23 protein-coding genes are annotated in these 26,844 nt (G+C 71.5%); 20 read left to right on the top strand and 3 right to left on the bottom strand.

Annotated features, from left to right (window positions below):
• Positions 1-20 precede the first annotated feature (20 nt).
• The 4 genes from secD (at position 21) to MRBLMG1_RS02835 (ending at position 6,089) form a co-directional block, all read left to right on the top strand.
• Positions 21-1,775 (top strand): protein translocase subunit SecD, encoded by a 1,755-nt coding sequence (gene secD, locus MRBLMG1_RS02850; protein WP_367820369.1) that lies wholly within the window; start codon positions 21-23, stop codon positions 1,773-1,775.
• 1 nt (position 1,776) lies between these two features.
• Positions 1,777-2,850, top strand: coding sequence for a protein translocase subunit SecF (gene secF, locus MRBLMG1_RS02845; RefSeq protein ID WP_367820367.1), 1,074 nt, complete (start codon positions 1,777-1,779; stop codon positions 2,848-2,850).
• Positions 2,847-3,398 (top strand): adenine phosphoribosyltransferase, encoded by a 552-nt coding sequence (locus tag MRBLMG1_RS02840; RefSeq protein WP_367820365.1) that lies wholly within the window; start codon positions 2,847-2,849, stop codon positions 3,396-3,398. The genes secF and MRBLMG1_RS02840 overlap by 4 nt, the downstream gene beginning before the upstream one ends.
• Before the next feature lie 207 nt (positions 3,399-3,605).
• Positions 3,606-6,089, top strand: a complete 2,484-nt coding sequence (locus MRBLMG1_RS02835; RefSeq protein WP_367820363.1) for a RelA/SpoT family protein — start codon at positions 3,606-3,608, stop codon at positions 6,087-6,089.
• Between the two features lie 66 nt (positions 6,090-6,155).
• Here MRBLMG1_RS02835 and MRBLMG1_RS02830 read toward each other — a convergent pair whose 3' ends face one another.
• Positions 6,156-7,385 carry a DUF349 domain-containing protein gene (locus MRBLMG1_RS02830; RefSeq protein WP_367820361.1) on the bottom strand — a complete coding sequence of 410 codons (1,230 nt, stop codon included), beginning with the start codon at positions 7,383-7,385 and terminating at the stop codon, positions 6,156-6,158.
• A gap of 198 nt (positions 7,386-7,583) precedes the next feature.
• The gene (locus MRBLMG1_RS02825; protein ID WP_367820360.1) at positions 7,584-8,384 is read right to left on the bottom strand and encodes a peptidylprolyl isomerase; all 801 of its coding nucleotides are present in this window, start codon (positions 8,382-8,384) and stop codon (positions 7,584-7,586) included.
• A 164-nt stretch (positions 8,385-8,548) separates the two neighbouring features.
• On the opposite strand from MRBLMG1_RS02825, the gene MRBLMG1_RS02820 reads away from it, so the two are divergent.
• The 5 genes from MRBLMG1_RS02820 to rpsD all read left to right on the top strand — a co-directional run bounded on the left by MRBLMG1_RS02820 (position 8,549) and on the right by rpsD (position 13,689).
• Positions 8,549-9,256, top strand: a complete 708-nt coding sequence (locus MRBLMG1_RS02820; protein WP_367820358.1) for an MBL fold metallo-hydrolase — start codon at positions 8,549-8,551, stop codon at positions 9,254-9,256.
• An 8-nt stretch (positions 9,257-9,264) separates the two neighbouring features.
• A complete protein-coding gene (hisS, locus tag MRBLMG1_RS02815) occupies positions 9,265-10,527 on the top strand; it encodes a histidine--tRNA ligase (RefSeq protein WP_367820356.1) in 1,263 nt (420 codons plus the stop codon).
• A gap of 137 nt (positions 10,528-10,664) precedes the next feature.
• The gene (locus tag MRBLMG1_RS02810) at positions 10,665-11,288 is read left to right on the top strand and encodes a vitamin K epoxide reductase family protein (protein WP_367820355.1); all 624 of its coding nucleotides are present in this window, start codon (positions 10,665-10,667) and stop codon (positions 11,286-11,288) included.
• A 42-nt stretch (positions 11,289-11,330) separates the two neighbouring features.
• Positions 11,331-12,686 (top strand): replication-associated recombination protein A, encoded by a 1,356-nt coding sequence (locus tag MRBLMG1_RS02805; RefSeq protein WP_367820680.1) that lies wholly within the window; start codon positions 11,331-11,333, stop codon positions 12,684-12,686.
• 388 nt (positions 12,687-13,074) lie between these two features.
• The gene (gene rpsD / locus MRBLMG1_RS02800) at positions 13,075-13,689 is read left to right on the top strand and encodes a 30S ribosomal protein S4 (protein WP_015032311.1); all 615 of its coding nucleotides are present in this window, start codon (positions 13,075-13,077) and stop codon (positions 13,687-13,689) included.
• A 34-nt stretch (positions 13,690-13,723) separates the two neighbouring features.
• Here rpsD and MRBLMG1_RS02795 read toward each other — a convergent pair whose 3' ends face one another.
• Positions 13,724-16,000, bottom strand: a complete 2,277-nt coding sequence (locus tag MRBLMG1_RS02795; protein ID WP_367820352.1) for an ATP-binding protein — start codon at positions 15,998-16,000, stop codon at positions 13,724-13,726.
• 169 nt (positions 16,001-16,169) lie between these two features.
• Here MRBLMG1_RS02795 and MRBLMG1_RS02790 point away from each other — a divergent pair, with 169 nt between their 5' ends.
• From MRBLMG1_RS02790 to aroQ, 11 genes are all read left to right on the top strand, one after another.
• Entirely contained in the window at positions 16,170-16,610 is a 441-nt protein-coding gene (locus tag MRBLMG1_RS02790; RefSeq protein WP_367820350.1) for a DUF948 domain-containing protein, read from the top strand.
• A 6-nt stretch (positions 16,611-16,616) separates the two neighbouring features.
• On the top strand, positions 16,617-16,967 hold the full coding sequence (locus MRBLMG1_RS02785; protein WP_367820348.1) for a DUF6167 family protein: 351 nt from the start codon (positions 16,617-16,619) through the stop codon (positions 16,965-16,967).
• Positions 16,967-19,636, top strand: coding sequence for an alanine--tRNA ligase (alaS, locus tag MRBLMG1_RS02780; protein WP_367820346.1), 2,670 nt, complete (start codon positions 16,967-16,969; stop codon positions 19,634-19,636). The genes MRBLMG1_RS02785 and alaS overlap by 1 nt, the downstream gene beginning before the upstream one ends.
• Before the next feature lie 2 nt (positions 19,637-19,638).
• Entirely contained in the window at positions 19,639-20,103 is a 465-nt protein-coding gene (ruvX, locus tag MRBLMG1_RS02775) for a Holliday junction resolvase RuvX (protein WP_367820678.1), read from the top strand.
• A gap of 101 nt (positions 20,104-20,204) precedes the next feature.
• Complete coding sequence (mltG, locus tag MRBLMG1_RS02770) at positions 20,205-22,040, top strand: endolytic transglycosylase MltG (protein ID WP_367820344.1); 1,836 nt, start codon at positions 20,205-20,207, stop codon at positions 22,038-22,040.
• Positions 22,037-22,864, top strand: coding sequence for a shikimate dehydrogenase (locus tag MRBLMG1_RS02765; protein ID WP_367820343.1), 828 nt, complete (start codon positions 22,037-22,039; stop codon positions 22,862-22,864). The genes mltG and MRBLMG1_RS02765 overlap by 4 nt, the downstream gene beginning before the upstream one ends.
• Positions 22,865-22,907: 43 nt before the next feature.
• Positions 22,908-23,135: a hypothetical protein gene (locus tag MRBLMG1_RS02760; RefSeq protein ID WP_367820341.1), complete on the top strand. Its 228-nt coding sequence runs from the start codon at positions 22,908-22,910 to the stop codon at positions 23,133-23,135.
• Between the two features lie 114 nt (positions 23,136-23,249).
• The gene (aroC, locus tag MRBLMG1_RS02755) at positions 23,250-24,434 is read left to right on the top strand and encodes a chorismate synthase (RefSeq protein WP_367820339.1); all 1,185 of its coding nucleotides are present in this window, start codon (positions 23,250-23,252) and stop codon (positions 24,432-24,434) included.
• Positions 24,431-24,952, top strand: a complete 522-nt coding sequence (locus MRBLMG1_RS02750; protein WP_367820337.1) for a shikimate kinase — start codon at positions 24,431-24,433, stop codon at positions 24,950-24,952. The genes aroC and MRBLMG1_RS02750 overlap by 4 nt, the downstream gene beginning before the upstream one ends.
• Positions 24,949-26,043 (top strand): 3-dehydroquinate synthase, encoded by a 1,095-nt coding sequence (gene aroB, locus MRBLMG1_RS02745; protein ID WP_367820335.1) that lies wholly within the window; start codon positions 24,949-24,951, stop codon positions 26,041-26,043. Before MRBLMG1_RS02750 ends, aroB begins: the two co-directional genes overlap by 4 nt.
• On the top strand, positions 26,040-26,486 hold the full coding sequence (gene aroQ, locus MRBLMG1_RS02740) for a type II 3-dehydroquinate dehydratase (protein WP_367820333.1): 447 nt from the start codon (positions 26,040-26,042) through the stop codon (positions 26,484-26,486). Before aroB ends, aroQ begins: the two co-directional genes overlap by 4 nt.
• The last annotated feature ends 358 nt before the right edge of the window (positions 26,487-26,844 follow it).

Below are 26,844 nucleotides of genomic sequence, written 5' to 3'. Positions count from 1 at the left end.
TGGACAGGGAGATACGACAGGTGGCAGCACCGAAGAAGGGCCGAAGGCCGGCGGGGGGACAGAGCCGTCCGGGCCGCGCCCTGGCACTCATCCTGATCGCCATGGTCGCGCTCACCGGCGGCATGTTCTGGTCGGGGCACACCACCCCGCGCCTCGGCATCGACCTCGCCGGCGGTACGTCGATCACGCTCAAGGCGAAGGCCGAGCCCGGCCAGGAGTCGGCGGTCAACGAGACCAACATGAACACGGCGGTCGGCATCATCGAGCGCCGTGTCAACGGTCTGGGTGTCTCCGAGGCCGAGGTCCAGACGCAGGGCCGCGAGAACATCATCGTCAACATCCCTCGCGGGACGAACGAGAAGCAGGCCCGTGAGCAGGTCGGTACCACCGCCCAGCTCTACTTCCGGCCCGTTCTCGCCGTGACGAACGGCGCGCCGCAGGCGGCCCCGAGCGCCACGCCCTCGGGCTCCCCCTCGGCGAAGCCGTCGGCCTCCGCCACCGGCGCCACCGCGGGCGAGAAGAAGTCGGCGACCCCGACGGCCACCGCCTCCACCCAGGGCCGCGCGCTCACCGAGGCCCTCAAGGCCCCGAGCCCGACGCCCACCACCTCGGCCTCCACGAAGCCGACGGCCACCGGGACTCCCCAGGCGACCCCGAAGCCCGACCCCGCCACCGCGGCGCTCGAGCAGAAGTTCACCGCCCTGAACTGCCTCGACCCCAAGCAGCGCGCCACCGCCGGCCAGGGCGTCAAGCCCGCCCAGCCCACCGTCGCCTGTGGCGAGGACGCCCCCGGCGTCTGGTCGAAGTACCTCCTCGGCCCGGCCGAGGTCGGCGGCCGTGACGTCGACGACGCCAAGGGCGTCCTCGACCAGCAGCGCGGCATGTGGATCGTGACCATGGACTTCACGGACGCGGGTTCGAAGAAGTTCCAGGCGATCACCAGCAAGCTGTCGGCGCAGACCGACCCGCAGAACCGCTTCGCGATCGTCCTGGACGGCGAGGTCGTCTCGGCCCCGTCGGTCCGCCAGACGCTGAGCGCCAGCGCGGAGATCTCCGGCAACTTCAACCAGCAGTCGGCCCAGGACCTCGGCAACATCCTGTCGTACGGTGCCCTGCCCCTGACGTTCGAGACGCAGAGCGTCGACACCGTCACCGCCGCCCTCGGCGGGGAGCAGCTGGAAGCGGGCATGATCGCGGGCGCCATCGGCCTCGGACTGGTCATCATCTACCTGGTCGCCTACTACCGCGGCCTGTCGCTGATCGCCATCCTCAGCCTCGGCGTCTCCGCGCTCCTCACCTACGTGCTCATGGCCCTGCTCGGCCCGGCCATCGGCTTCGCGCTGAACCTGCCGGCCGTCTGCGGCGCCATCGTCGCCATCGGCATCACCGCGGACTCGTTCATCGTGTACTTCGAGCGCATCCGCGACGAGCTCCGCGAGGGCCGGACGCTCCGCCCGGCCGTCGAGCGCGCCTGGCCGCGGGCCCGCCGCACCATCCTGGTCTCCGACTTCGTGTCGTTCCTGGCCGCGGCCGTGCTCTTCATCGTCACCGTCGGCAAGGTCAAGGGCTTCGCGTTCACGCTCGGCCTGACCACCCTGCTCGACATCGTCGTGGTGTTCCTCTTCACCAAGCCGGTCATGACGCTCCTGGCGCGGACCAAGTTCTTCGGCAACGGCCACGCGTGGTCCGGCCTGGACCCGAAGCGACTCGGCGCCAAGCCGCCGCTGCGCCGCACCCGCCGTGCCTCCGCCCCCGTAGACCCGAAGGAGGCGTGAGATGTCGAAGCTCGGCGATCTCGGTGCCCGGCTCCACCGCGGTGAGGTCGGTTACGACTTCATCGGCAACCGCAAGATCTGGTATGGCCTGTCCATCCTGATCACCATCACCGCCATCGTGGCCCTGGCCGTCCGCGGCCTCAACATGGGCATCGAGTTCCAGGGCGGTGCCGTCTTCACGACGCCGAAGTCGGAAGTCTCCGTCAGCCAGGCGCAGGAGTACGCGGAAGCTGCCTCCGGCCACGACGCGATCGTCCAGAAGCTCGGCAACGGCTCGCTGCGCATCCAGGTCGGCGGCATCGACACCGTGCAGTCCGACCAGGTCCGCGCGGAGCTCTCGAAGGACCTGGGCGTCCCCGAGGACAAGATCGCGGCCGAGCTGGTCGGTCCCAGCTGGGGTGAGCAGATCGCCAACAAGGCCTGGACCGGCCTGGGGGTCTTCATGATCCTCGTGGTGATCTACCTGGCCATCGCCTTCGAGTGGAGAATGGCGGTCGCGGCACTGATCGCCCTCATCCACGACCTCACGATCACGGTCGGCATCTACTCGCTGGTCGGCTTCGAGGTCACCGTCGGTACGGTCATCGGTCTGCTGACGATCCTCGGTTACTCGCTGTACGACACGGTCGTGGTCTTCGACTCGCTCAAGGAGCAGACGAAGGACATCACCAAGCAGACCCGCTTCACCTACAGCGAGCTGGCCAACCGCTCGATCAACGGCACCCTGGTCCGTTCGATCAACACCACCGTCGTCGCGCTGCTGCCGGTCGCCGGCCTGCTCTTCATCGGCGGCGGCTTCCTCGGCGCCGGCATGCTGAACGACATCTCGCTGTCGCTGTTCGTGGGTCTCGCCGCCGGCGCGTACTCCTCGATCTTCATCGCCACCCCGCTCGTCGCCGACCTCAAGGAGCGCGAGCCGGCGATCAAGGCCCTGAAGAAGCGCATCCTGGCCAAGCGTGCGAGCGCCGCCGCCAAGGGCGAGTCGGCGGACGAGACGGACGCGCTGTCCGTCGAGGCCGAGACCGCCGTCGTCGGCCCCCGCGCGAGCCGCCGGGCCCAGGAGCGCCGAGGATGACCGCCGAGGCCCAGGACGTCACCGAGCTCCTGCTCAGCCGCATCCGCGACGTCCCCGACTACCCGAAGCCGGGCGTGCTGTTCAAGGACATCACGCCGCTGCTGGCGGACCCGGTGGCGTTCACGGCCCTCACTGACACCCTCGCCGGGCTGTGCACCGCGCACGGCGCGACGAAGATCGTCGGCCTCGAGGCGCGCGGCTTCATCCTGGCCGCCCCGGTGGCCGTCCGCGCGGGCCTGGGGTTCATCCCCGTCCGCAAGGCCGGCAAGCTCCCCGGGGCCACGCTCAGCCAGGCGTACGAGCTGGAGTACGGCACCGCCGAGATCGAGGTGCACGCCGAGGACCTGGCCGCGGGCGACCGCGTCATGGTCATCGACGACGTCCTCGCCACCGGCGGCACGGCCGAGGCCTCGATCGAGCTCATCCGCCGCGCCGGCGCCGAGGTCGCGGGCGTCGCCGTCCTCATGGAGCTGAGCTTCCTGCCGGGCCGCGCCCGGCTGGAGCCGGCGCTGGGCGGCGCTCCGCTCAAGGCACTGATCACGGTCTGACACCACGGCCCGTGCACGGGGGCGCCCCGGGGAATCCCCGGGGCGCCCCCGTCGTTTTCCCCTGTGACCCGGTACGTGGCCCGTGCGCACGCTTCGCCCCCGCCGGGGCCGCCGCCGACCCGGGCGCGTGCGCATCCGGACTCGTGGCTCGATACCATGGCCTTTCCGGGCCTGACCGGGGGACCCGGCACCGCACGAGGAGCGCTCTTGCCAGACGAGGCCCAGTCACTCTCCGCCGCGCAGCCCGACCCGAAGGCCGACAAAGCCGCGACGGGAACCGGCGCGCCCCAGAACAAGCCCGCGGAGACCGGGCCCGCGCCGGAGGCGCCCACGCCGGCGCCCACGCCGGCCCCGGCCTCGACTGCCCGGCCCGCACCGGCCGCCCCCTCCCGCTCGGGAGGCTCGTCCAACCGGGTCCGCGCCCGCCTCGCCCGCCTCGGCGTCCAGCGTTCCTCCCCGTACAACCCGGTCCTCGAACCGCTGCTGCGGATCGTCCGCTCCAACGACCCCAAGATCGAGACGGCGACCCTCCGCCAGGTCGAGCACGCCTACCAGGTCGCCGAGCGCTGGCACCGCGGCCAGAAGCGCAAGAGCGGCGACCCGTACATCACGCACCCGCTCGCCGTGACGACGATCCTCGCCGAGCTCGGCATGGACCCGGCGACCCTGATGGCCGGACTCCTGCACGACACCGTCGAGGACACCGAGTACGGCCTGGAGACGCTGCGCCGCGACTTCGGCGACCAGGTCGCGCTCCTCGTCGACGGGGTCACCAAGCTCGACAAGGTCAAGTTCGGCGAGGCCGCCCAGGCCGAGACCGTCCGCAAGATGGTCGTCGCCATGGCCAAGGACCCGCGCGTCCTGGTCATCAAGCTCGCCGACCGCCTGCACAACATGCGCACCATGCGCTACCTCAAGCGGGAGAAGCAGGAGAAGAAGGCCCGCGAGACCCTCGAGATCTACGCGCCCCTGGCCCACCGCCTGGGCATGAACACCATCAAGTGGGAGCTGGAGGACCTCGCCTTCGCGATCCTCTACCCCAAGATGTACGACGAGATCGTCCGGCTCGTCGCCGAGCGCGCCCCCAAGCGGGACGAGTACCTCGCCATAGTGACCGACGAGGTCCAGACCGACCTGCGCGCCGCCCGGATCAAGGCCACCGTCACCGGCCGCCCCAAGCACTACTACAGCGTCTACCAGAAGATGATCGTCCGCGGCCGTGACTTCGCGGAGATCTACGACCTGGTCGGCATCCGTGTCCTCGTCGACACGGTCAGGGACTGCTACGCCGCCCTCGGCACCGTCCACGCGCGATGGAACCCGGTCCCCGGCCGGTTCAAGGACTACATCGCGATGCCGAAGTTCAACATGTACCAGTCGCTGCACACGACGGTCATCGGACCCAACGGCAAGCCCGTCGAGCTCCAGATCCGCACCTTCGACATGCACCGCCGGGCCGAGTACGGCATCGCCGCGCACTGGAAGTACAAGCAGGAGGCCGTCGCCGGCGCCTCCAAGGTCCGCGCCGACGTGCCGAAGAAGACCGGCAAGGACGACCACCTCAACGACATGGCGTGGCTCCGCCAGCTCCTCGACTGGCAGAAGGAGACCGAGGACCCCAGCGAGTTCCTGGAGTCCCTGCGCTTCGACCTCTCCCGCAACGAGGTCTTCGTCTTCACGCCCAAGGGCGACGTCATCGCGCTGCCCGCGGGCGCCACCCCCGTCGACTTCTCGTACGCCGTGCACACCGAGGTCGGCCACCGCACCATAGGGGCGCGGGTCAACGGGCGGCTCGTGCCCCTCGAATCGACCCTCGACAACGGCGACCTGGTCGAGGTCTTCACCTCCAAGGCCGCCGGAGCCGGGCCCTCCCGCGACTGGCTGGGCTTCGTCAAGTCCCCGCGCGCCCGCAACAAGATCCGCGCCTGGTTCTCCAAGGAGCGCCGCGACGAGGCGATCGAGCAGGGCAAGGACGCCATCGCGCGGGCCATGCGCAAGCAGAACCTGCCGATCCAGCGGATCCTGACCGGCGACTCCCTCGTCACCCTCGCCCACGAGCTGCGCTACACCGACATCTCCTCGTTGTACGCGGCGATCGGCGAGGGCCACGTCACCGCCCAGTCCATCGTGCAGAAGCTGGTCCAGGCGCTCGGCGGCGAGGAGGCCGCCACCGAGGACATCGAGGAGGCCGCCCCGCCGACCCGCGGTCGCTCCAAGCGCCGCTCCAGCGCCGACCCCGGCGTCGTCGTCAAGGGCGTCGAGGACGTCTGGGTGAAGCTGGCCCGCTGCTGCACCCCCGTCCCCGGCGACCCGATCATCGGCTTCGTCACCCGGGGCAGCGGCGTGTCGGTCCACCGCAGCGACTGCGTCAACGTGGACTCGCTCTCCCGGGAGCCGGAGCGGATCCTGGAGGTCGAGTGGGCCCCGACCCAGTCGTCGGTCTTCCTCGTCGCCATCCAGGTCGAGGCGCTCGACCGGTCCCGGCTGCTCTCGGACGTCACCCGGGTCCTCTCGGACCAGCACGTCAACATCCTGTCGGCGGCCGTCCAGACCTCCCGTGACCGGGTGGCCACCTCCCGCTTCACCTTCGAGATGGGCGACCCGAAGCACCTCGGCCACGTCCTCAAGGCGGTGCGCGGAGTGGAGGGCGTGTACGACGTGTACCGCGTGACCTCGGCCCGCAGGCCGTAACGCCCCGTACGAGGAAGGCCCCCCGGCAGTGAGCCGGGGGGCCTTCCTCGTACGGTCACGGCTCCGTCAGCCGCCGAACTCCTCCAGACCCTTCAGGGCCTGGTCGAGCAGGGCCTGACGGCCCTCCAGCTCGCGGGAGAGCTTGTCGGCCTTCGAGTCGTTGCCGGCGGCACGGGCGGCGTCGACCTGCTTGCGCAGCTTCTCGACGGCGTCCTGGAGCTGGCCGGTCAGACCCGCGGCACGCGCGCGCGCCTCCGGGTTCGTCCGGCGCCACTCGGCCTCCTCGGCCTCCTGGATCGCCCGCTCCACCGTGTGCATCCGGCCCTCGACCTTGGGACGGGCGTCACGCGGGACGTGGCCGATGGCCTCCCAGCGCTCGTTGAGGGAACGGAAGGCCGCGCGGGCCGCCTTCAGGTCCGTCACGGGCACCAGCTTCTCGGCCTCGGTCGCGAGCTCCTCCTTCAGCTTGAGGTTCTCGGTCTGCTCCGCGTCCCGCTCGGCGAAGACCTCGCCGCGCGCCGCGAAGAAGACGTCCTGGGCGCCGCGGAAGCGGTTCCACAGGTCGTCCTCGTGCTCGCGCTGGGCGCGGCCGGCCGCCTTCCACTCCGTCATCAGGTCGCGGTAGCGGGCCGCCGTGGTGCCCCAGTCGGTGGAGTTCGACAGCGACTCCGCCTCGGCGACCAGACGCTCCTTCGCCTTGCGGGCGTCCTCGCGCTGGGCGTCCAGGGAGGCGAAGTGCGCCTTGCGGCGCTTCGAGAACGCCGAGCGGGCGTGCGAGAAGCGGTGCCACAGTTCGTCGTCGGACTTGCGGTCGAGCCGGGGGAGGCCCTTCCAGGTGTCCACGAGCGCCCGCAGCCGCTCGCCGGCCGAACGCCACTGCTCGCTCTGGGCCAGTTCCTCGGCCTCCGTGACGAGCTTCTCCTTGGCGGAGCGGGCCTCGTCGGTCTGCTTCGCCTTCTGGGCCTTGCGCTCCTCGCGTCGCGAGTCGACCGACTCGACGAGCTTGTCCAGCCGGGCGGCGAGCGCGGCCAGGTCGCCGACGGCGTGGTGCTCGTCGACCTGCTGGCGGATGTGCTCGATCGCCGCGGTGGCGTCCTTCGCCGAGAGGTCGGTGGTCCTCACACGCTTCTCGAGGAGGCCGATCTCGACCACCAGGCCCTCGTACTTGCGCTCGAAGTAGGCCAGGGCCTCCTCAGGGGTGCCGGCCTGCCACGATCCGACGACCTTCTCGCCCTCGGCCGTCCGCACGTACACGGTGCCCGTCTCGTCGACGCGGCCCCACGGGTCGCTGCTCACAGCGCCTCCTCACCATGATGCCGTCGCGGGGTCGTACCCCCCGGGCATCGTCCACAGTTTGCCGGCGGGCCTCGCCCGCCTTTCCGCAGCGCGCCCGAAGGCCCACGCTGCACAACGCCAATCTAGGCGAACCGCGGCCCGGCTGTCCGCACTCAGCCCGACCGAGATTCCAGGGTCGCGCGGGTGCGGACGCCCGGCTCACTTCTTGGCGACGGTCGCCTTCTCGATGGTGACGGCCTTCTTCGGAGCGCCGTCCGTGGCGCCGCCCTCGACGCCCGCCGCGGCGACGTCCTGGACCGCCTTGAGACCGGCCGCGTCGATCGTGCCGAACGGGGTGTACGTCGGGGGCAGCTTGGTGTCCTTGTACACGAGGAAGAACTGCGAGCCGCCGGTGCCCGGCTGACCCGTGTTGGCCATGGCGACGGTGCCGGCCGGGAAGGTCACCGAGCCGTCCGCGCCCGCCTTGCCGAGGGCGCCCAGGTTCTCGTCCGGGATGGTGTAGCCCGGGCCGCCGGTGCCGTCGCCCTTGGGGTCGCCGCACTGGAGCACGAAGATGCCCTGGGTGGTGAGGCGGTGGCACTTGGTCCCGTCGAAGTACTTCTTGTCCGCGAGGTGCGCGAAGGAGTTCACCGTGCGCGGGGTCTTCGCCGCGTCCATGGTGATCGTGACGTCGCCCTCGTTCGTCTTCAGGGACATCGCGTAGGTGGCCGTCTTGTCCACCGTCAGCTTCGGCTCCGGGCTCGCCGCCTCGCTCTGCGAGGGCGTGGGCGCGGCCGTGGTCGGCGTGTCGCCCGCCGCGTTGTCCTTGCCCTTGTCGGGGCCGTCCGTCAGTGCCACGGAGGCGTAGACGGCGCCGCCCGCGGCCAGCACCACCGCGAGGCCGGCCGCGATGACGGTGTTGCGGCGCTTCGCCTTGCGCCGGTTCTCCTCCCGCCGCTGCTGCTGCCGCGCGTACTTCTCCCTGGCAAGCTGCCGCCGCCGCTGATCGCTGGTGACCACCGGTTCCGCTCCTTGTCGCTCGTCTGTTCCTGTCCGGGCCGGGTGTGCCCGTACCGTATACGGGTTGGCTGTGGAACCGGCACCGCCGGTAGGCTCTGATCTGCCGCATTCCGTGTTTTCCGCGAGTTCCGCGCCCCCGTGCCGGACGACATCTAAGGACGAACGTGCTGATTGCCGGGTTCCCCGCCGGGGCCTGGGGGACCAATTGCTATCTGGTCGCCCCCGCCGCAGGCGAGGAGTGCGTGATCATCGACCCCGGCCACCAGGCCGCCCAGGGTGTCGAGGAGACGCTGAAGAAGCATCGGCTCAAGCCCGTCGCCGTCGTCCTCACCCATGGACACATCGACCACGTCGCCTCCGTCGTCCCGGTGTGCGGCGCCCATGACGTCCCCGCGTGGATCCACCCGTCCGACCGCTACATGATGAGCGACCCGGAGAAGGCCCTCGGCCGCTCCATCGGGATGCCCCTCATGGGCGAGCTGACCGTGGGAGAGCCCGACGACGTGCGCGAACTCACCGACGGCGCCCAGCTGAAGCTCGCCGGTCTGGAGTTCTCCGTCGCCCACGCGCCCGGTCATACCAAGGGGTCGGTGACCTTCAGGATGCCCGAGACCACGGAGATCCCGTCCGTGTTCTTCTCGGGGGACCTGCTGTTCGCCGGCTCCATCGGACGCACCGACCTTCCCGGCGGTGACATGGACGAGATGCTCGCTTCGCTGGCCCGTGTGTGCCTGCCGCTCGACAACTCGACCGTGGTGCTGTCGGGACACGGTCCCCAGACGACCATCGGCCAGGAGCGCGCCACCAACCCCTATCTGCGGGACGTGGCGGCCGGCCTCGGGAGCGCGGACGCTCCCCGACGAGGAATGTGACGACTTTCGTGAGCACCTTCAAGGCCCCCAAGGGCACGTACGACCTGATCCCGCCCTACTCCGCCAAGTACCTGGCGGTCCGGGACGCGATCTCCGGACCGCTGCGGAAGTCCGGCTACGGCTACGTCGAGACCCCCGGCTTCGAGGACGTGAACCTCTTCGCCCGCGGCGTCGGCGAGTCCACGGACATCGTCAGCAAGGAGATGTACGCCTTCGAGACCAAGGGCGGCGACAAGCTCGCCCTGCGTCCGGAGGGCACCGCCTCCGTGCTGCGCGCCGCCCTGGAGGCGAACCTCCACAAGCAGGGCAACCTGCCGGTCAAGCTCTGGTACTCCGGCTCGTACTACCGCTACGAGCGCCCGCAGAAGGGCCGCTACCGCCACTTCTCGCAGGTCGGCGCCGAGGCGATCGGCGCCGAGGACCCGGCGCTCGACGCCGAGCTGATCATCCTGGCCGACGAGGCGTACCGCTCGCTCGGCCTGCGGAACTTCCGCATCCTGCTGAACTCGCTCGGCGACAAGGAGTGCCGCCCCGTCTACCGGGAGGCCCTGCAGACCTTCCTGCGCGGGCTCGACCTGGACGAGGAGACCCTGCGCCGCGCCGAGATCAACCCGCTGCGGGTCCTCGACGACAAGCGCGAGGCCGTGCAGAAGCAGCTGGCCGACGCGCCGCTGCTGCGCGACTACCTGTGCGACGCGTGCAAGGCGTACCACGAGGAGGTGCGCGCCCTGATCACCGCGGCGGGCGTCGTCTTCGAGGACGACGCCAAGCTGGTCCGCGGCCTCGACTACTACACCCGCACCACCTTCGAGTTCGTCCACGGCGGTCTCGGCTCGCAGTCGGCGGTCGGCGGTGGCGGCCGCTACGACGGCCTCTCCGAGATGATCGGCGGCCCCGCGCTGCCGTCGGTGGGCTGGGCGCTCGGCGTGGACCGCACGGTCCTCGCCCTGGAGGCGGAGGGCATCGAGCTCGACATCCCCGCCGCCACCAGCGTCTTCGCCGTCGCCATCGGCGACGAGGCGCGCCGTCTGCTCTTCGGCAAGGTCACCGAGCTCCGCAGGCAGGGCATCGCCGCGGACTTCTCCTTCGGCGGCAAGGGCCTCAAGGGCGCCATGAAGGACGCCAACCGCTCGGGCGCCCGCTTCGCCGTCGTCGCCGGTGAGCGCGACCTCGCCGAGGGCGTCGTGCAGCTCAAGGACATGGAGTCCGGCGAGCAGCAGGCCGTCCCTGTGGACGGTCTCGTGGACGCGGTGCGGGCCAAGCTGGCCTGACCGGCCGTACGTGGGGAGGGGCCCGGACCGGATGACCGGTCCGGGCCCCGTCCTTATGCCGGGCGAACGGTGCGGAGCCGTACAGGTGTTGCAGAATGACCAGGCCCACGAGGCCCGCGAGCAAGGGAACGAGCGACATGACGAAGGCAGCGGTGGACGAGACCGCGTCCGGCCGGGACGGCGGCACGATCGGGGCGAGCCGGGCCTTCGCCTGGCTCCTCGTGATCACCGGAGCGGCCGGACTGCTCGCCGCCTGGGTCATCACGATCGACAAGATCAAGCTCCTGGAGGACCCCGGCTTCGTCCCCGGGTGCAGCCTCAACCCGATCGTCTCCTGCGGCAACATCATGAAGAGCGAGCAGGCCTCGGTCTTCGGCTTCCCCAACCCGATGCTCGGACTCGTCACCTACGCCATGGTGATCGCCATCGGCGTGGGCCTGCTCGCCGGTGCCCGCTACCGCCGCTGGTACTGGCTGGGCCTCAACGCCGGCACCCTGTTCGGCGTCGGCTTCTGCACCTGGCTCATGTACCAGTCGCTGTACGAGATCAACTCACTCTGCCTCTGGTGCTGCCTGGCCTGGGTCGCCACCATCGTCATGTTCTGGTACGTGACCTCGCACAACGTCCGCCACGGCGTCATCCCCGCCCCGCGCGGCCTGAGGACCTTCTTCGACGAGTTCACCTGGGTCCTGCCCGTCCTCCACATCGGGATCATCGGCATGCTGATCCTCACGCGCTGGTGGGACTTCTGGACCGGCTGACGGCGACCGCGCTGTCGGCGCGGTGACCTAGGCTTCATGACTGTGGAGCCCGACCTCTTTACCGCAGCCGCCGAAGACCGCCAGGAGAAGGACCCCGCCAGCAGCCCGCTGGCCGTCCGGATGCGCCCCCGCACCCTCGACGAGGTGGTGGGCCAGCAGCACCTGCTCAAGCCCGGCTCACCGCTGCGCCGGCTCGTGGGAGACGGCGACGGCGGCCCCGCCGGAGCCTCGTCCGTGATCCTGTGGGGCCCGCCGGGCATCGGCAAGACGACCCTGGCGTACGTGGTCTCGAAGGCGACCGACAAGCGGTTCGTGGAGCTCTCCGCGATCACCGCGGGCGTCAAGGAGGTCCGGGCCGTCATCGACGGCGCCCGGCGCGCGGTCGGCGGGTACGGCAAGGAGACCGTCCTCTTCCTCGACGAGATCCACCGCTTCTCCAAGGCGCAGCAGGACTCCCTGCTGCCCGCTGTCGAGAACCGCTGGGTGACGCTGATCGCCGCCACCACCGAGAACCCCTACTTCTCCGTCATCTCCCCGCTCCTCTCCCGCTCGCTGCTCCTCACCCTGGAGCCGCTGACCGACGAGGACCTGAGCGGGCTGATGTCCCGGGCGCTCACCGGCGAGCGGGGCCTGGGCGGCGCCGTGACCCTCCCGCCGGACGCCGAGGCGCACCTCCTCCGGGTCGCCGGCGGCGACGCCCGCCGCGCCCTGACCGCCCTCGAAGCGGCGGCCGGCGCCGCCATCGCCAAGGGCGAGCCGGAGATCACGCTCCGGACCGTCGAGGAGACCGTCGACCGGGCGGCCGTGAAGTACGACCGGGACGGCGACCAGCACTACGACGTGGCCAGCGCCCTCATCAAGTCGATCCGGGGCTCGGACGTCGACGCGGCCCTGCACTACCTGGCCCGGATGATCGAGGCGGGGGAGGACCCCCGCTTCATCGCCCGCCGACTCATGATCTCCGCGAGCGAGGACATCGGCCTCGCCGACCCCAACGCCCTGCCGATCGCCGTCGCCGCCGCCCAGGCCGTCGCCATGATCGGCTTCCCCGAGGCCGCCCTCACCCTGAGCCACGCCACCATCGCCCTGGCCCTCGCCCCCAAGTCGAACGCCGCGACCACCGCGATCGGCGCCGCCCTCGCCGACGTCCGCAACGGCCTCGCCGGCTCCGTCCCGCCCCACCTCCGCGACGGCCACTACAAGGGCGCCGCCAAACTCGGCCACGCCCAGGGCTACGTCTACCCCCACGACGTCCCCGGCGGCATCGCCGCCCAGCAGTACGCCCCCGACTCCGTCCACGGCCGCCGGTACTACGAACCCACCCGCTACGGCGCCGAGGCGCGGTACGCGGACGTGGTGGAGCGCGTCCGCGGCCGTCTGAAGGGCGAGGGCGGCTGACCGCCGGACCTCTTCGACGCCTGCCCCCCGGGGCGGGGCGGCCTCCGTGCGAGCGGACCTTCCGGAACCGGTACACTGGTCCGGATTGCTGCGTCCCGTGTCCGGCTTCGGTCGGCGCCACCAGAACGGGACAGTCAGCCGGAGACCCGGCCCTCGGGCGGGGTTTCCAGGAGCGTCGCGCACCTTCGAAGGTGTCGCGGGCCACCCATCACCCCCCGGTTTCCGGGAGCGGCGGTGGGTCGTTCGCGTGCTGCACGTATGTGCCCAGACCTGGGAGCGGCTGCCCGGCAGGTCCGTCCCGTACGGACCAGGCGGGTTTCCCGGCTGCGGATGCGACCTCCCCTAACCCTGGTGAAGCCGTTTTCGTATCAATGAGAGAGGTTGGTTCATGCCGAACCAGTCCCGTCCCAAGGTCAAGAAGTCGCGTGCCCTCGGCATCGCGCTGACCCCGAAGGCCGTCAAGTACTTCGAGGCCCGCCCCTACCCGCCGGGCGAGCACGGCCGTGGCCGCAAGCAGAACTCGGACTACAAGGTCCGTCTGCTCGAGAAGCAGCGTCTGCGCGCCCAGTACGACATCAGCGAGCGCCAGATGGCGCGCGCCTACGACCGTGCCAAGAAGGCCGAGGGCAAGACGGGCGAGGCGCTGGTCGTCGAGCTCGAGCGTCGCCTCGACGCCCTGGTCCTGCGTTCGGGCATCGCCCGCACCATCTACCAGGCCCGCCAGATGGTCGTCCACGGCCACATCCAGGTCAACGGTGGCAAGGTCGACAAGCCGTCGTTCCGCGTCCGTCCCGACGACGTCGTGATGGTCCGCGAGCGCAGCCGCACCAAGCCGCTGTTCGAGATGGCCCGCGAGGGTGGCTTCGCCGCCGACGGCGAGACCCCGCGCTACCTGCAGGTCAACCTGAAGGCCCTGGCCTTCCGCCTCGACCGCGACCCGAACCGCAAGGAAATCCCGGTCATCTGCGACGAGCAGCTGGTCGTCGAGTACTACGCCCGCTGATCTCAGCACGGCAGTAGTACCACCCACGCGGTGCTCAGCCCGCCGCTTCCCCGCCCTTACCGGTGGGGGAGCCGGCGGGCTTCCGCGTTCCCGGGACCGAAGCCGACCTGGCCGTACGGAACGGACGCGGGGCCGCGGGCCCGGTCGGGCCGACGACGGCCGGATCACGGCGGCCGGCGAGCGCGCGCTCCACGGCCGCGTCGAGCGAGAGCCCCTCGCCCTCCCGGAACGCGACGGAGTACGCCTCCGGGCCCAGCGCCTCGCCCGCCCGCTGCTCGCACAGGGCCCTCGGCCCGCCGAACGTCGCCGAGCCGAAGAGCCGGATGCCCACCGTGTCCCACACCGGCACCGTCGCCCCCTGGAGGACCGCGGCCTCCGCCGCGTCCCCCTCGCTGACCGTCACCAGGGCGAGCAGCTCGACGGCGAGGACGAGGCCGACCAGATCGCGGAAGGCGTGGTTGATCGACACGCACTCGTCGAGCAGCTCCCGCGCCTCCTCGTACGCGCCCCGGGTCCACGCGGAGAAGCCCAGGACGTAGAGGGCGTACGCCCGGGTCCACCGCTCCCCGCGCTCCTCGCAGATCTCCCGCACCTCACGGCAGATCGCGACCGCCCCCTCCAGGTCCCCCTGGAAGGCCCGCGTCATGGCCAGCTCGACCTGCCCCATCAGCACGTTGCTGTTCAGCTCGCCGAGCTCCCGGTAGGCGTCGAGGGCCCGCCCGATCAGCTCCTCGGCGCGCGGCACGTCGTCCGAAAGCAGCGCCAGGCAGCCCATCCGGTGCGTCGCGTACGCCTCCGCCAGCGCGTTCCCCGAGGACCTGGCCCGCTCCCCGCACTCGTGGAGCGCCGCCACCGCCGCCGTGCCGTCCCCCTGGAGGACGGCCACGTACCCGAGCACCCACAGCGCCTTCAGCCGCGCCTCCTCGTGCCCCGACTCCAGGGCCAGCGCCCGCTCCAGCCAGTGCCGGCCCTCCGAGAGCCGCCCGCAGCCCACCCAGGCGAACCAGAGCGTGCCCGCCAGGTGCTGGGCCAGGTGCGCGTCCTCCGGCAGTTCGAGGCACAGGTCGAGGGCCGCCCGCAGGTTGGGCAGCGCCGCCTCCGTGCGGGCCGCCACCTCGCCCTGACGGGGACTGAACCACTCCAGCTCGCACCAGGTGGCGAGTCCCATGTACCAGTCGCGGTGCCGCCGCCGCATCCGCTCCGTGTCGCCGAGCGCCGCCAGCCATTCCGCCCCGTACGCGGCGACCGTGTCCAGGAGCCGGTAGGCGGGACCCGCGGGACCGTCCTCCCGTGCGAGCAGCGACTGCGCGAGCAGCCCGCCGAGCAGGTCCAGGATGTGCTCGGGAGGCAGTTCCGGGCCCCCGCACACGTACTCCACGGCCTCCAGGTCGAAGGGACCCGCGAACACCGAGAGCCGCGCCCAGAGCAGCCGTTCCTCGGCGGTGCACAGCTCGTGGCTCCAGCCGATCGCCGTCCGCAGCGTCTGATGGCGGGGGAGCGTGCCGCGCCCGCCGTCCGTGAGGAGCCGGAAGCGGTCGTCCAGGCGGCACAGCATCTGCTCGACGGAGAGGAGCGGCAGCCGTCCCGCCGCCAGTTCGAGGGCCAGCGGGATGCCGTCGAGCCGCAGGCACAGCTCCCGCACGGCCTCCCAGGGGCCGGGGAGCAGAGGGGGCTCCGACGCCGCCGGGAGGGGCCGGGCCGACGGCGCCGGGAAGGACGGGGCCGACGCCGACGCGAAGGACGGAGCCGGCGCCGTCGGGGCGGGAGCCGAGGCCGTCATCGGCGCGCCCGCTTCCGCGGCCCGCTCGGCGAGCAGCGTCACCGCGTCCGCCTCGCCCATCGGCGCCAGCGTGAACACGCGCTCGCCCGCCACCCGCAGCGCCCGGCGCCCGACCGCGAGGACGGTGAGGCCGGGGGCGTGCGCCAGGAGGTCCCGTACCAGCGGCGCGCAGCTCTCCACCAGGTGCTCGAACCCGTCGACCACCAGCAGCAGCCGGCGTTCGGCGAGGTGCTCGACGAGCACCTCGCGCGGGGCACGCAGGGTGTGGTCGGTCAGGCCGAGCGCCTCGACGAGGGCGTACGCCACCAGGTCCGGGTCGCGCAGCGGCGCGAGGTCGGCGAGGCGCACGTCGTCGCCGTAGCGTTTCTGCGCCCCGGCCGCAGCCCGGAGCGCCAGCCGGGTCTTGCCGACCCCGCCCACTCCCACGACCGTGACCAGGCGGGACGTCTCAAGGAGCGCCGTCAGGGCGGCCTGCTCGGCGGCCCGTCCGACGAACCGGTTCAGCTCCGCCGGGAGATTGCTCCGTCGCATGGGACACGGAGCGTACCCATCCGCACGCTCTCCGTACAATCGGTTCCCCTGACTCCCGTCCCGCGGGCGGTAATCCGGTACGGCGGGCCAGCCCGGGCGCGATAGGGTCGGGGGACTACTTTTGGCAAGAACCCGACGACAGACCCGACGACACAGGGAGCGGTGCAGAGTGACCGGTGGAGAGGTTGCCGGCATCCTGGTGGCCGTCTTCTGGGCGATCCTGGTCTCCTTCCTCGCCGTGGTGCTGGTGAGGCTGGCGCAGACGCTCAAGGCGGCCACGAGGATGGTGGCGGACGTGACCGAGCAGGCCGTCCCGCTGCTGGCCGACGCCTCCGCGACCGTGCGCTCCGCGCAGACCCAGCTCGACCGGGTCGACGCCATCGCGTCGGACGTCCAGGAGGTCACCTCCAACGCCTCCGCGCTCTCCTCCACCGTCGCCTCCACCTTCGGCGGCCCGCTCGTCAAGGTGGCCGCCTTCGGCTACGGCGTGCGCAAGGCGCTCGGCCGGGGCCGGGACGGGGAGGACGCGCCGCGGGACTCCGCCGTGCGACGTACTGTGATCGTCGGCCGTACCGTGCCGTCCTCGAGACGCCGGAAGCAGAAGGGCTGAGCCGCGATGTTCCGCCGCACGTTCTGGTTCACGGCCGGCGCAGCCGCCGGTGTGTGGGCCACCACCAAGGTCAACCGCAAGCTGAAGCAGCTGACCCCCGAGAGCCTCGCGGCCCAGGCGGCGAACAAGGCGGTCGAGACCGGACACCGCCTCAAGGACTTCGCCCTCGACGTGAGGGCGGGCATGCTCCAGCGCGAGGCCGAACTGGGCGAGGCGCTCGGGCTCGACGCCCCCGCTGACCCCGGCACCGGCCGGGAGCTTCCGGAGCCCCGCCGCAAGACCGCGCTCGGCCGTGCACCGCACCCGACCACGCATTCAATTTCCACGATCTCGTACAACCGGAATGAGGACCACTGATGGAGTCGGCTGAAATCCGCCGCCGCTGGCTGAGCTTCTTCGAGGAGCGCGGGCACACCGTCGTCCCTTCGGCGTCGCTCATCGCGGACGACCCGACTCTGCTGCTCGTCCCCGCCGGCATGGTGCCCTTCAAGCCCTACTTCCTGGGTGAGGTCAAGCCGCCCTTCACGCGCGCCTCCAGCGTGCAGAAGTGCGTGCGCACGCCCGACATCGAGGAAGTCGGCAAGACCACCCGCCACGGCACGTTCTTCCAGATGTGCGGCAACTTCTCCTTCGGCGACTACTTCAAGGAAGGCGCCATCAAGCTCGCCTGGGAGCTGCTGACCACCCCGGTGGAGCACGGCGGCTACGGGCTGGAGCCGGAGAAGCTCTGGATCACCGTCTACCAGGAGGACGACGAGGCCGAGCAGATCTGGCGCGACGTCGTCGGCGTCCCGGCCGAGCGGATCCAGCGCCTCGGCAAGAAGGACAACTACTGGTCCATGGGCGTCCCCGGCCCCTGCGGCCCGTGTTCCGAGATCAACTACGACCGCGGCCCCGAGTTCGGCGTCGAGGGCGGCCCGGCCGTCAACGACGAGCGGTACGTGGAGATCTGGAACCTGGTCTTCATGCAGTACGAGCGCGGCGAGGGCTCCGACAAGGAGAACTTCCCGATCCTCGGCGAGCTGCCGTCGAAGAACATCGACACGGGCCTCGGCCTGGAGCGCCTGGCGATGATCCTCCAGGGCGTCCAGAACATGTACGAGACGGACACCCTCCAGGTCGTCATCGACAAGGCCACCGAGCTCACCGGCGTCGCCTACGGCAAGGCCCACGACAGCGACGTGTCGCTCCGTGTGGTCGCCGACCACATGCGCACGTCCGTCATGCTCATCGGCGACGGCGTCACCCCCGGCAACGAGGGCCGCGGCTACGTGCTGCGCCGCATCATGCGCCGCGCCGTCCGCAACATGCGCCTGCTCGGCGCCACCGGTCCGGTCGTCCAGGATCTCGTCGACACCGTGATCAACACGATGGGCGAGCAGTACCCGGAGCTGGTCACCGACCGCAAGCGGATCGAGACCGTCGCCCTCGCCGAAGAGGCCGCCTTCCTGAAGGCCCTCAAGGGCGGCACGAACATCCTCGACACCGCCGTGACCGAGACCAAGGCCTCCGGCGGCACGGTCCTCTCCGGCGACAAGGCGTTCCTGCTCCACGACACCTGGGGCTTCCCGATCGACCTCACCCTGGAGATGGCCTCCGAGCAGGGCCTCTCCGTGGACGAGGACGGCTTCCGCCGCCTGATGAAGGAGCAGCGGGACCGCGCCAAGGCCGACGCCAAGGCCAAGAAGACCGGCCACGCCGACATGACCGCGTACCGGGAGATCGCCGACGGCAACGGCGCCACCCAGTTCACGGGCTACACCAACACCGAGGGCGAGACCACGGTCGTCGGCCTCCTCGTCAACGGCGTCTCCTCGCCGGCCGCCTCCGAGGGCGACGAGGTCGAGGTCGTCCTCGACCGGACCCCGTTCTACGCCGAGGGCGGCGGCCAGATCGCCGACCAGGGCCGGATCAAGCTGCACAGCGGCGCCGTCATCGAGATCCGCGACGTCCAGCAGCCGGTCCCCGGCGTCTCCGTGCACAAGGGTTCCGTGCAGGTCGGCGAGGTGACCGTCGGCGCCACCGCCTACGCCGCCATCGACGTCAAGCGCCGCCGGGCCATCGCCCGCGCCCACTCGGCCACCCACCTGACCCACCAGGCGCTGCGCGACGCCCTGGGCCCGACGGCCGCCCAGGCCGGTTCCGAGAACCAGCCCGGCCGCTTCCGCTTCGACTTCGGCTCGCCGAACGCCGTTCCCGGCGCCGTGCTCACCGACGTCGAGCAGAAGATCAACGAGGTCCTCTCGCGCGAGCTCGAGGTCCACGCCGAGGTCATGCCGATCAACGAGGCCAAGCGCCAGGGCGCCATCGCCGAGTTCGGCGAGAAGTACGGCGAGCAGGTCCGCGTCGTCACCATCGGCGACTTCTCCAAGGAGCTGTGCGGCGGCACGCACGTCGGCAACACCGCCCAGCTGGGCCTGGTGAAGCTGCTCGGCGAGTCGTCCATCGGCTCCGGCGTGCGCCGCATCGAGGCTCTCGTCGGCGTCGACGCGTACAACTTCCTCGCCCGCGAGCACACGGTCGTCGCCCAGCTCCAGGAGCTGGTGAAGGGCCGTCCGGAGGAGCTGCCGGAGAAGATCTCCACCATGCTCGGCAAGCTGAAGGACGCCGAGAAGGAGATCGAGAAGTTCCGCGCGGAGAAGGTCCTCCAGGCCGCCGCCGGTCTCGTCGACTCCGCCCAGGACATCCGCGGCCTGGCCCTGGTCACGGGCCGGGTCCAGGACGGCACCGGCGCCGACGACCTGCGCAGGCTGGTCCTCGACGTGCGGGGCCGCATCCCGTCCGACCGTCCGGCCGTCGTCGCCCTGTTCACCACGGTCAACGGCAAGCCGCTCACGGTCATCGCCACCAACGAGGCCGCCCGCGAGCGCGGTCTCAAGGCCGGCGAGCTGGTCCGCACGGCCGCCAAGACCCTCGGCGGCGGTGGCGGCGGCAAGCCGGACGTCGCCCAGGGCGGCGGTCAGAACCCGGAGGCCGTCGGCGAGGCCATCGCCGCCGTCGAGCGTCTCGTGGTGGAGACGGCGTGACGATGCGCCGCGGCCGCCGTCTCGCGGTCGATGTCGGGGACGCCCGGATCGGGGTCGCCTCGTGCGACCCCGACGGGGTCCTCGCGACGCCGGTGGAGACCGTGCCGGGACGTGACGTCCCGGCCGCCCACCGGCGGCTCCGCCTGCTCGTCGAGGAGTACGAGCCCATCGAGGTCGTCGTGGGTCTGCCCCGCTCGCTCAGCGGGCGGGAGGGCCCGGCCGCGACCAAGGTGCGCGCCTTCGCCCGCGAGATGGCCAAGGGCATCGCCCCGGTGCCGGTCCGTCTCGTCGACGAGCGGATGACCACGGTCTCCGCGACCCACGGGCTCCGTGCCTCCGGCGTGAAGGCCAAGAAGGGGCGGTCCGTCATCGACCAGGCCGCCGCTGTGATCATCCTTCAGAACGCTCTTGAGTCCGAACGGGTATCAGGTAATCCGCCCGGTGAGGGCGTCGAAGTGGTCATCTGATCGCGATACGGTAACGTTCCGCGCGATGCGGCGGTGTTCGAACAACTGCCGCACTACGTAGAGGCGGATCGTCCGGAAGCCTCGCGGCTGTTTGGGGATCGATGACTGAGTATGGCCGGGGCCCTGGCTCCGAACCGTGGCACCCCGGGGACCCGTTGTACGGGGACCAGGGGTGGGAAGGCCAGCAGCAGTACCCGCACCCGCAGCAGGCGAGCCAGTACGGCCAGGGCGGCCACGGCTACGAGGACCCGTACGGCCAGGCCGGCCAGGGATACCAGGGCGACCCGTACCAGCAGCAGGCTCAGCAGCAGTACTACCAGCAGCAGCAACAGCAGCCGCAGCAGCCGCAGGGGTACGTGGACCCCCAGTACCAGCAGTACCAGCAGCAGGCGCACGAACAGCAGCAGGCGCAGCACCAGCACCAGCAGCAGCAGGCGCAGCACCAGCAGGCGCAGCACCAGCAGCAGTACGGGACGGGCTACCAGGGCGGTTACGACACGCCCGGGAACCTCGGACAGCAGTACGACGGCAACTGGGAGAGCGGCCAGGCCGCGATGGCGTACGGCGCCCCGCCGGCCGATCCGTACGGCGGTCAGAACCCGGACCTCTACGGCACCCCCGAGGCCTACCCGCCGCCCCAGCCCCCCGGCCACCGCCGGACCCCGCCGGAGCCGGTGATCGACTGGGCCCCGGAGGAAGAGGCGCGCCCGGAGCCGGAGGAGGAGAAGCACCCCTTCTTCACCGGCGAGGACGACTCCGACGACCACGACGACGCGTACGACGAGGAGCCGGCCGGCCGGGGCTCCCGCGGCGGCGACCGCGAACGCCGCAGCAAAGCAAAGAAACGCAAAGGCAAGAACGGCATGGCCTGCCTCGTCGTCGCGCTCGTCCTCGCGGGCGGCGTCGGCGGCATCGGCTACTTCGGCTACAAGTTCTGGCAGGGCCAGTTCGGCGCGGCCGAGGACTTCGCCGGCACCGGCTCCGGCGAGGTCCAGGTCGAGATCCCGAAGGACGCCGGCGGCTACGAGATCGGCAACATCCTCAAGAGGGCGGGCGTCGTCAAGAGCGTCGACGCCTTCGTCTCCGCGCAGGGACGCAACCCCAAGGGCCTCTCGATCCAGGCCGGCGTCTACACGCTGAAGAAGGAGATGTCGGCCGAGAGCGCCGTCACGCTCATGCTCGACCCGGTGAGCCAGGCCAACTTCGTCATCCCCGAGGGCAAGCGCAACGCCTGGGTCTACGACCAGATCGACAAGCGCCTCGACCTCAAGGCGGGCACCACCAAGGAGATCGCCTTCGCGAAGGCCGACTCCCTCGGGCTGCCCGACTGGGCCAAGAACCACGAGGACGTCAAGGACCCGCTGGAAGGCTTCCTCTTCCCGGCGAGCTACCCCGTCGCCAAGGGCGGCAAGCCCGAGGACGTCCTGCGCAAGATGGTGTCCCGCGCGAACCAGGAGTACACGAAGCTGGACCTGGACGCGAAGGCGAAGGCCGTGGGCGTCAAGGGCCCGTGGGAACTCCTGACGGTCGCGAGCCTCGTGCAGGTCGAGGGCAAGTACAAGCACGACTTCGACAAGGTGGCGCGCGTCGTCTACAACCGCCTCCAGCCGGACAACGCGGAGACGGCGGGACGCCTGGAGTTCGACTCCACGGTGAACTACCTGAGGGGCACCAGCACCCTCGACGTGGGATCCGTGGAAGCCATGCGGAAGATCAAGGACCCGTACAACACCTACGCGTACGACGTGAAGGGCCTCATCCCCGGTCCCATCAGCAACCCCGGCATCGAGGCGCTGAACTCGGCGATGGCTCCCGCCGACGGCCCGTGGTACTACTTCGTGTCGATCAACGAGAACAAGACCGTCTTCTCCGTGACCCTCAAGGAACACAACCGGAACGTCGCGGAGTACGAGAAGGAACGGAAGTCGGGACAGTGAGCAGGCAGCACCGCGCCGCCGTCCTCGGTTCGCCGATCGCGCACTCGCTCTCCCCGGTGCTGCATCGGGCCGCGTACGCCGAGCTCGGTCTCGACGGCTGGTCGTACGAGCGGTTCGAGGTCGACGAGGCGGCGCTGCCCGGGTTCGTCGCCGAGCTGGACGAGACGTGGGCGGGCCTGTCGCTGACCATGCCGCTCAAGCGCGCGATCATCCCGCTGCTCGACGAGATCAGCGACACGGCCGCCTCCGTGGAGGCCGTCAACACGGTCGTCCTCCGCGAGGACGGCCGGCGGATCGGGGACAACACCGACATCCCCGGCATGATCGCCGCCCTGGGCGAGCGGGGCGTCGAGAAGGTGGAGTCGGCGGCGATCCTCGGCGCGGGCGCCACGGCGTCCTCCGCGCTCGCCGCGCTCGCCCGGATCTGCGTCGGCCCCGTCACCGCGTACGTGCGGAGCGAGGCCCGGGCCCAGGAGATGCGCGGCTGGGGCGAACGGCTCGGCGTGGAGGTCCGCACCGCGGACTGGGAGCGCGCGGCCGAGGCCTTCGCCTCCCCGCTGGTCATCGCGACGACCCCGGCCGGCACCACCAACGCCCTGGCCGCCGCGGTCCCCGAGGGCGCCGGCACCCTCTTCGACGTCCTCTACGACCCCTGGCCGACCGCGCTCGCCGCGGCCTGGTCCGAGCGCGGCGGCAAGGTCGTCGGAGGCCTCGACCTCCTCGTCCACCAGGCCGTCCTCCAGGTCGAGCAGGTGACGGGCCGCGTGCCCGCCCCGCTCGCGGCGATGCGGGCGGCGGGGGAGCGGGCGCTGGCCGCCCGATAGGCTGCACCCCCACGCCGAGCGGAACACGGGGGAGTGCGGCGCCATGGGTGAGGAACTGACGCTCGCGTCCAAAGGGGACCTGGCGTTCGACGTCGCGCGCTTCCTCAGGCTGGTGATCTTCGGTCACCTGCCCGAGTGGGTGCGCTACCCGCTGTTCGCGGTCGGCGCGTCCCTCGCCGTCCACGCGGGTCTCGGATGGCTGCGGAGCCGCTTCGGCGAGGCGCGGGAGGACGGCCGACCCGTCCAGGAAGACGACGCCCGCGTCCGATAGCTGGACGGGAGGACGGGTTCGTCACCCGGACGTGAAAGGATCGGGGGCGGCGGGCCAGGGCCGCGCACCCGGCCGCGTCGTCGCAGTGCCCAGGCGCGAGCATGAGGAGCATCGTTGAGCAGGTTGCGTTGGCTGACCGCTGGGGAATCCCACGGACCCGCGCTGGTCGCGACGCTGGAGGGTCTTCCCGCCGGCGTCCCGGTCACCACTGAGCTGGTGGCGGACCACCTCGCGCGGCGACGCCTCGGCTATGGGCGTGGCGCCCGGATGAAGTTCGAGCAGGACGAGGTCACGTTCCTCGGCGGAGTCCGGCACGGACTCTCCCTCGGCTCCCCGATCGCCGTCATGGTCGGCAACACCGAGTGGCCCAAGTGGGAGAAGGTCATGTCGGCCGACCCGGTCGACCCGGCGGAGCTCAAGGAGACGGGCCGCAACGCGCCCCTGACCCGGCCCCGGCCCGGCCACGCCGACCTCGCCGGCATGCAGAAGTACGGCTTCGACGAGGCCCGGCCGATCCTGGAGCGCGCCAGCGCCCGGGAGACCGCCGCCCGCGTCGCCCTCGGTGCCGTCGCCCGGTCCTTCATCAAGGAGGCCGCGGGCATCGAGATCGTCTCGCACGTCGTCGAGCTGGCCGCCGCCAAGGCGCCGTACGGCGTGTACCCGACCCCCGGCGACGTCGAGCGGCTCGACGCCGACCCGGTGCGCTGCCTCGACGCCGACGCGTCGAAGGCGATGGTGGCCGAGATCGACCAGGCCCACAAGGACGGCGACACCCTCGGTGGCGTCGTCGAGGTCCTCGCGTACGGCGTGCCCGTCGGCCTCGGCTCGCACGTCCACTGGGACCGGCGTCTCGACGCCCGCCTGGCCGCCGCGCTCATGGGCATCCAGGCCATCAAGGGCGTCGAGGTCGGTGACGGCTTCGACCTCGCCCGCGTGCCCGGCTCGAAGGCGCACGACGAGATCGTCCGCACCGAGGACGGCATCAAGCGGACCTCCGGCCGTGCCGGCGGCACCGAGGGCGGTCTGACCACCGGCGAGCTGCTGCGCGTCCGCGCCGCGATGAAGCCGATCGCGACCGTCCCGCGCGCCCTCGCCACGATCGACGTCGTCACCGGCGAGGCGACCGCAGCCCACCACCAGCGCTCCGACGTGTGCGCCGTCCCCGCCGCCGGCATCGTCGCCGAGGCGATGGTCGCGCTCGTCCTCGCCGACGCGGTCGTCGAGAAGTTCGGCGGCGACAGCGTCCCCGAGACCCGCCGCAACGTGCGGTCGTACCTCGACAACCTGCACATCCGGTGACCGGCGGTCCGCTGGTCGTCCTCGTCGGGCCCATGGGCTCCGGCAAGTCCACGGTGGGCGCGCTCCTGGCCGCGAAGCTGGGCGCGCCCTACCGGGACACCGACGCCGACATCGTCGCCGCCGAAGGACGCGAGATCTCCGACATCTTCGTCGAGGACGGCGAGGAGCACTTCCGCGCCCTGGAACGGGCCGCGGTCGCCACCGCCGTCGCCGAGCACGAGGGCGTCCTCGCCCTCGGCGGCGGCGCGATCCTCGACGACGGCACCCGCGCGCTGCTGGCCGGGCGGCCCGTCGCGTACCTCTCGATGGACGTCGACGAGGCGGTCCGCCGCGTCGGCCTCAACACCGCTCGGCCGCTGCTCGCCGTCAATCCGCGGCGCCAGTGGCGCGAGCAGATGGACGCGCGCCGCCACCTGTACACCGAAGTAGCGCGGGCCGTCGTCGCCACCGACGACCGCACCCCCGAAGAGGTCGCGGACGCGGTCCTCTCGGCACTGGATCTGAAGAAGGACGCATGACGGACCAGGAAACGACCCGGATCCACGTCGCGGGCAGCGCGGGCACCGATGCGTACGAGGTGCTGGTCGGCCGGCAGCTCCTCGGCGAGCTCCCCGCCCTGATCGGCACCCAGGCCAAGCGGGTCGCCGTGATCCACCCGGAGGCGCTCGCCGACACCGGGGAGGCGCTGCGGGCGGACCTCGCCGACCAGGGCTACGAGGCCGTCGCCATCCAGGTGCCGAACGCCGAGGAGGCGAAGACCGTCGAGGTCGCCGCCTACTGCTGGAAGGCGCTCGGCCAGACGGGCTTCACCCGCAGCGACGTCGTCGTCGGCGTCGGCGGCGGCGCCACCACCGACCTGGCCGGCTTCGTGGCCGCGACCTGGCTGCGCGGCGTGCGCTGGGTCGCCGTGCCGACCACCGTCCTCGCGATGGTCGACGCGGCCGTCGGCGGCAAGACGGGCATCAACACCGCCGAGGGCAAGAACCTCGTCGGCGCGTTCCACCCGCCCGCCGGCGTCCTCTGCGACCTGGCCGCGCTGGACTCGCTGCCGGTGAACGACTACGTCAGCGGTCTCGCGGAGATCATCAAGGCCGGCTTCATCGTCGACCCGGTGATCCTCGACCTCATCGAGGAGGACCCGCAGGCCGCCCGCACCCCGGCCGGTCCGCACACCGCCGAGCTGCTGGTCCGCTCGATCAAGGTCAAGGCCGAGGTCGTCTCCGGCGACCTCAAGGAGTCCGGCCGCCGGGAGATCCTCAACTACGGCCACACCCTGGCCCACGCCATCGAGAAGAACGAGCGGTACAAGTGGCGCCACGGCGCCGCCGTCTCCGTCGGCATGGTCTTCGCCGCCGAGCTCGGCCGGCTGGCCGGGCGCCTCGACGACGCCACCGCCGACCGGCACCGCGCGATCCTGGAGTCCGTCGGCCTGCCGCTCACCTACCGCGGCGACCAGTGGCCCAAGCTCCTGGAGACGATGCGGGTCGACAAGAAGTCCCGCGGCGACCTGCTCCGCTTCATCGTGCTCGACGGGATCGGCAAGCCGACCGTCCTGGAGGCCCCGGACCCGGCGGTGCTGATCGCGGCCTACGGCGAGGTGTCCGCGTGAGCGAGGCGCGCCCGGTCCTCGTGCTGAACGGCCCCAACCTCGGCCGGCTCGGCTCCCGCGAGCCCGACATCTACGGTGCCACCTCGTACAAGGGGCTCGTCGAGTCCTGCCGGACGCTCGGCGCGGAACTCGGCTTCGACGTCGACGTGCGGGAGACCAACGACGAGGGCGAGATGATCCGCTGGCTCCACGAGGCGGCGGACGGCTCGATCCCGGTGGTCATCAACCCCGGCGCGTTCACGCACTACTCGTACGGGATGCGGGACGCGGCCGCCCAGCGGACCGCGCCCCTGATCGAGGTGCACATCTCGAACCCGTACGCCCGGGAGGAGTTCCGGCACACCTCGGTCGTCGCGGCCGTGGCGACCGGGACGGTGGCCGGCTTCGGAATCGGCTCCTACCGGCTCGCCCTGCGGGCGCTCGCCGAGGAACTCGCCGGCTGACGGGGCACCAGAAGGCGTTCCCGGCCGTTGCCCTAGGAGGGGCAGGGGACGGTAACGTTCCGGCGTCCACGGTTACCAGAGGCCGACAGACGTACGAGACGGAGTGGCACCGGATGCAACACGCAGTGGGGGGTCCGCTGCCACCGCCGGAACGGCCGGGGCAGACGCCCGACCCCGTTCAGGGGACAGGAGCCGGCGCGGGCGGTGGCGCCCAGGGCGCGCGTCCCCCCGTCCCGCCGACGCCTCCCCAGGGCACTTCGTACCCGGGCCACCCGTCGGGCCCCGCGCCGACCGGCGGGCCGCTGCCGGGCGGGCCCCCGCCCGCCGGAGCGTCGGCCGCCGCCGTACCGCCCGCGGG

It is taken from the genome of Streptomyces sp. LMG1-1-1.1 (genome assembly GCF_040815545.1).
In the GTDB taxonomy this organism is placed as follows: Bacteria; Actinomycetota; Actinomycetes; order Streptomycetales; family Streptomycetaceae; genus Streptomyces.
This window is presented reverse-complemented; position numbering and strand designations above follow the sequence as displayed.

Bases quoted from the DNA above. Each gene is read 5' to 3' on its own strand.
- rpsD (WP_015032311.1), top strand. From the start codon at position 13,075: ATGCCGAACCAGTCCCGTCCCAAGGTCAAGAAGTCGCGTGCCCTCGGC.
- MRBLMG1_RS02840 (WP_367820365.1), top strand. From the start codon at position 2,847: ATGACCGCCGAGGCCCAGGACGTCACCGAGCTCCTGCTCAGCCGCATC.
- MRBLMG1_RS02760 (WP_367820341.1), top strand. From the start codon at position 22,908: ATGGGTGAGGAACTGACGCTCGCGTCCAAAGGGGACCTGGCGTTCGAC.
- ruvX (WP_367820678.1), top strand. From the start codon at position 19,639: ATGCGCCGCGGCCGCCGTCTCGCGGTCGATGTCGGGGACGCCCGGATC.
- secF (WP_367820367.1), top strand. From the start codon at position 1,777: ATGTCGAAGCTCGGCGATCTCGGTGCCCGGCTCCACCGCGGTGAGGTC.
- aroB (WP_367820335.1), top strand. From the start codon at position 24,949: ATGACGGACCAGGAAACGACCCGGATCCACGTCGCGGGCAGCGCGGGC.
- alaS (WP_367820346.1), top strand. From the start codon at position 16,967: ATGGAGTCGGCTGAAATCCGCCGCCGCTGGCTGAGCTTCTTCGAGGAG.
- MRBLMG1_RS02785 (WP_367820348.1), top strand. From the start codon at position 16,617: ATGTTCCGCCGCACGTTCTGGTTCACGGCCGGCGCAGCCGCCGGTGTG.
- MRBLMG1_RS02795 (WP_367820352.1), bottom strand. From the start codon at position 16,000: ATGCGACGGAGCAATCTCCCGGCGGAGCTGAACCGGTTCGTCGGACGG.
- mltG (WP_367820344.1), top strand. From the start codon at position 20,205: ATGACTGAGTATGGCCGGGGCCCTGGCTCCGAACCGTGGCACCCCGGG.
- MRBLMG1_RS02810 (WP_367820355.1), top strand. From the start codon at position 10,665: ATGACGAAGGCAGCGGTGGACGAGACCGCGTCCGGCCGGGACGGCGGC.